We start from the raw sequence: 4,662 nt of genomic DNA, 5'->3' as shown, positions 1-4,662 counted from the left end.
CGTCGCGACCACGAACACGACGCCGGCGACGATGACCACCCACGCGACCACTTGACCCAGCCGACTGTGCGCGCCGAATCGATGCCCGTCCCCGGGGTGGCCGGTCACGGTGGTCGGTTCGCCGCTGGATTCAGGATTTTGCGTCATGCCCCAAACGATGGCACGGGTATACCCACCGGGGGTAGGGACCATTGGCCCTAGAAAAGGGCGTGGCCCATCTGGTCGGCTTACCTGATGGCCGGATTCACTCGGCGGGCCGCGCTCGCCGCGCTCGGCGCGGGCAGCGTCCTGGGTCTGGCGCATCTGCGTGCGCGCGTCTTTGGTCCTCCCTCGACCGCTATCCGCCTCACGGACGGGGGCGGTTTCATGGGCGCCGGTCACATGGACATGAGCCGCTACATGGAGATGTTCATGCGGCACAGCGAAATCGACCGGATCGTCGAGGACATCCCCGGCGGCGTGCGCACCACCACCGAATCGGCATCACCGGACCTGACCGCTCAACTGCAAGAGCATGTTTCGAGCATGTACGCCCACCTCGATCAGGGCACCGAAATCCGTTGTATGAGCCAGAGCCTGCCGACACTTTTCCGTCGCGCCGGCGGCTACCGGCGCCAGCTCACGTTCACGCCTAGAGGCGTGATTGCCGAGGAGACCGCCGAGGATCCGGCCCTCACCGATGTCATCCGTGCACACGCGCGTGAGGTCACCGGTTTCGTGCGGGACGGGATGCCCGCCATGATGCAACAGTCGATGGGCTGCGGCCGAATGATGGGACCTCGCAGGCCTTGACGGCCAATGCCTTGAAGGCGTCGTGGCCAGGGGCGGAGTTGCTACGTCATTTGCGCGCCCACCAGCGAGGCGCTGATGTCGTAAAATCCCGGGCCGTCGGGGGCCTTTATCCTTCTGCACGAGACAAAGTTCGATTCGCCACGTTTTAGGTCGTAAACGTACCGATCGTTGAATTCCTGACTACCCGATTTGCGTTGAACCGCCACGGTCGCGCGGACCGAAGCATCCTTCAAGTTGTTGATCACATGCCAGGACGAAAAGCCGCCGCACGCGTTGTCCGGCCAACTCTCCACCGAAGCGAGGCCATTCGGGGCGACGGTGTCCGCGGACACGACCCCCGGCCCACCGATGGCCGGAATGCAAACGGCGAGTAGCGCAAGACTATTAGCGACATATCTCACGGTCGTTCTCTCCACGATCAAAGAAGAATCGTACCGCCACAGCCGCCCGACAGTTGGTCAAATCGGGCGCATTCATCGGCCCGCCGCCACGAAATCGGCGCCGTGGTCGGTAGTGGCGAACGGAACTAGAACGGCGCCGGTTCGTCGGCCGGGGGTGCGGGGCCGCATGCGGTGGGTTGGGTGGCTAGTCGCGTTCGGCGGTTGTGGTGGCGTTCGGTGGCGATGCGCTGGGCCCGGTTCTGGGCACGAGTCCTGTTACGCAGCGGCATCATCGCGGTGCGCTCGCCGCAGCGCTCGGCGCCGGTGGCGGGGGCGGGCAGGTCGCCGGTGGGCGCGCACAGGCTGGGGAACAGCAGCGCGCTGCCCGGGGCGGTGACGTAGGTGTGTCCGTCGGGCAGGCGCCAGATGAGGGTGCCGTCGGGCAGCTGCTCGTCGCGCCAGCCCCAGAACGTTTTGAGCAAATGATGTTGGCGGCAAAGACATTTCAGGTTCGACGGATGAGTCGGGCCGCCATCGGCGTACGGGATCGTATGGTCGATATCGCAGTCGACGGCCGGGCGATCACACCCCGGCGCCCGACACGTCAGATCCCGGCACCGCACGAAATCTGCCAGCCGGGCCGACGGGATGTAGCGCGGTTCGGCCTGCGTTGGGACGCTCACCGGCACCAGCCTCGCCGAGCCGGCCAGCTCGGCGACCACCTCGGCGGAGATCAGCCGGTCAGCACCCACCTCCGTCGCCGGGGCCGACCCGTGGCCCTGGCCGCTCGCCTGCTCGGCGACCACATGAATGACGACCGGCGTTGCCGCAGGACGCTTTCCCGCCGCGCAATCGGGCCGCCCACAACGGCAGCCCAGTCGATCCGCCCCGGCTGCCAGCGCCCCGAGGGCGTCGGCACGCCGCTGATCGCGGCCGCGCGGATCATGCTCACACACCGTCGCCGCCAGGGCATCCAACCGCTCGTCCAAGGCGTGGGCATCCGGGCTGAACAAGCTGCCGCGGATCTCGGACATGCCGCCCTCGAGATCCTCGATGCAGACCTCACGCTCGGCCCGACACTGCTGGCGGCGCCGCACCGCGTCGACGTCGGCCTTGGCGACGATCTTGTCCACCTCGCCGGCCAACCGTCCCCTGGTCATCGACGGCCAACGCGCCGCGCGCACAGCCAACTCGCCATCCACGGCGGCCAAGACTTCAGCGTCGGTGATCAGATCGGTGCGGTAGACGATGGTCTGAAACAACCGGAAATCGATGTCACCGGCGCGGAACACGGCGGCCACCTGCGGCAGCCGCTCACGCATTGCCAGCGCGTACCGCATGAAGCTGCCCGCCATCGCCAAGCTGACCCGAAACGCCGCAGCTATCTCGGCCCCCACCGCCGCCCAGGTGTCCACCGCCCAATCGGCCTCCTCGCCACGCTGGGCGCGGCGCAGCTCGAACAACTCCCCGACCGCGTCCAGCCGAGCCGCCACCACCTGGGCCTCTAGCCGCCACGACTCGCACATCCGATCCAGCAACGCCCGCGAGCGCTCACAACGCGGGGGCTTCCAATACTCGTGCAGTCGCGTATCGAACATGTGTTCGAGTATAAGAAGCACCGCCGACAAGTGCGGCGATTACGGCATCCGGGTGCGATGGCGCTTGTCGTGCGACGGGACGCCGTTCACCCCGCCGGTGGACTGCGCGTAGCTGCCCACGGCGTAGGCGACGCCGGAACCCATGATGGCCAACGCGTCGCGGTTGACGTTGTCGACGGTTTCGTGGGGGCCCTGATAGTTGGGATCGAACGGGACGCCGGCCTGCCCGCCCCACAATCGGGCCTGCACCGTGGTTTTCGGCTGCGTGGCGCCGGCCGTCATGCCCCCGATCGGAACGCCCGCGACCATGAAGGGGTGGTAGTCGGCGAGCGTGCTCAGCGGCATGTCCGCGGGCCGCTTCCCGGCCAGGTTCAGATAGCCGGCCAGGGTGCGCTCGATGCCCGCCGACCCGTCCGGGATGTCCGCGTACGTCACCCCGGGCGCCGGCGGACCGGACTGATCGCCGTCGTCGGTGAAGAAGCCGGCGTTGGGCGAGCCCAGCCGGGTGAAGTTCAGGTACATCGCCAGATCGTTGAGCTGATCGCCGTCCAGGCCGAACACGTAATCCATGACGCCGTTGAGCCCGTCCTCGTCGGCGCCCCAGAACGCGAATCGCACCGCGTTGTTCACCGGCGCCAACGGGCCGAGCTGCAGCGCCGTTTCCAGCACCGCGGCCACCCCGGATCCGTCGTCGTTGATGCCAGGCCCGCCACGCGAGCTGTCGAGATGCGCCCCGACCATGATCACTTCATGCGGAGAACCGGTCTTGGTCTGCGCCAGCACGTTTCGCGAGGTGATCTTGGTGTTCTGGGCGTCCAGCACCAGATGGATGGGCGCGCTCGCGCCGGCGAGCGCGGTCGCGGCGGACCTGCCCGCGACCGCAACCGGCACGGTCAGCTGCTTGAAGTAGCCCGGATTGAACAACGTCGGCGGGGCGCCCTGGCCGGCGGGCGCACTGAGCACGACCAGCGCGGCCGCGCCCTTGGCCACGGCGCTGTTCTGCTTGTCGACCACCGAACAACGCGCGTCGTCGACGACGGCGATCGAACCCTTGGGCAGCGCGGCCGGGTAATCGCTGGCCGCACAGCCCGAGGGTTGGGCGGGCCGGGCGGCCTGGCCGGAAAAGTGACCGCCGATCGGATGTTCGCGCACCTGCGCGCGCTGCAGAATATCGCCAACGCCAACAAAGGAAACCGGGCGGACGGCACCCCGGGGTACGACGCCAGCGTCGACTACGTGGCCAAAGCGCTGCGCGACAGGGGGTTTGAGGTGATGACCCCGCAGTTCGACCGGTTGTACACCGTTTCCCCGGGCAGGCCGGCGATGACGATCGCCGGACGCAGCTACCCCGTCGACCAGGCGTCGTTGCTGGTCCAGACACCGCCCGGTGGACTGACCGGCCAGCCCGCCCGGCCCGCCACGCGAGCTGTCGAGATGCGCCCCGACCATGATCACTTCATGCGGAGAACCGGTCTTGGTCTGCGCCAGCACGTTTCGCGAGGTGATCTTGGTGTTCTGGGCGTCCAGCACCAGATGGATGGGCGCGCTCGCGCCGGCGAGCGCGGTCGCGGCGGACCTGCCCGCGACCGCAACCGGCACGGTCAGCTGCTTGAAGTAGCCCGGATTGAACAACGTCGGCGGGGCGCCCTGGCCGGCGGGCGCACTGAGCACGACCAGCGCGGCCGCGCCCTTGGCCACGGCGCTGTTCTGCTTGTCGACCACCGAACAACGCGCGTCGTCGACGACGGCGATCGAACCCTTGGGCAGCGCGGCCGGGTAATCGCTGGCCGCACAGCCCGAGGGTGGGCGGGCCGGGCGGCCTGGCCGGAAAAGTGACCGCCGATCGGATGTTCGCGCACCTGCGCGCGCTGCAGAATATCGCCAACGCCAAC

4 protein-coding genes are annotated in these 4,662 nt (G+C 68.2%); 1 reads left to right on the top strand and 3 read right to left on the bottom strand.

Going from position 1 to position 4,662, the window contains the following annotated elements; translation table 11 throughout:
* Positions 1-234 precede the first annotated feature (234 nt).
* Positions 235-792 carry a hypothetical protein gene (locus A5697_RS22025; RefSeq protein WP_068012037.1) on the top strand — a complete coding sequence of 186 codons (558 nt, stop codon included), beginning with the start codon at positions 235-237 and terminating at the stop codon, positions 790-792.
* A 41-nt stretch (positions 793-833) separates the two neighbouring features.
* Here the strand turns inward: A5697_RS22025 and A5697_RS22020 are convergent, their stop codons facing one another.
* The 3 genes from A5697_RS22020 to A5697_RS28545 all read right to left on the bottom strand — a co-directional run bounded on the left by A5697_RS22020 (position 834) and on the right by A5697_RS28545 (position 4,522).
* Positions 834-1,214, bottom strand: coding sequence for a hypothetical protein (locus tag A5697_RS22020; protein ID WP_156673405.1), 381 nt, complete (start codon positions 1,212-1,214; stop codon positions 834-836).
* A 104-nt stretch (positions 1,215-1,318) separates the two neighbouring features.
* Positions 1,319-2,770, bottom strand: coding sequence for an HNH endonuclease signature motif containing protein (locus tag A5697_RS22015; protein WP_082953536.1), 1,452 nt, complete (start codon positions 2,768-2,770; stop codon positions 1,319-1,321).
* Positions 2,771-2,809: 39 nt separating this feature from the next.
* Positions 2,810-4,522 carry a M28 family peptidase gene (locus A5697_RS28545; protein ID WP_231972141.1) on the bottom strand — a complete coding sequence of 571 codons (1,713 nt, stop codon included), beginning with the start codon at positions 4,520-4,522 and terminating at the stop codon, positions 2,810-2,812.
* Positions 4,523-4,662 lie beyond the last annotated feature (140 nt).

The sequence above is a fragment of the Mycobacterium sp. E3251 genome (genome assembly GCF_001666835.1).
Lineage (GTDB): Bacteria > Actinomycetota > Actinomycetes > Mycobacteriales > Mycobacteriaceae > Mycobacterium.
Note: the sequence above shows the minus strand (reverse complement) of the source record. Positions and strands in the feature narration are given on the sequence as shown.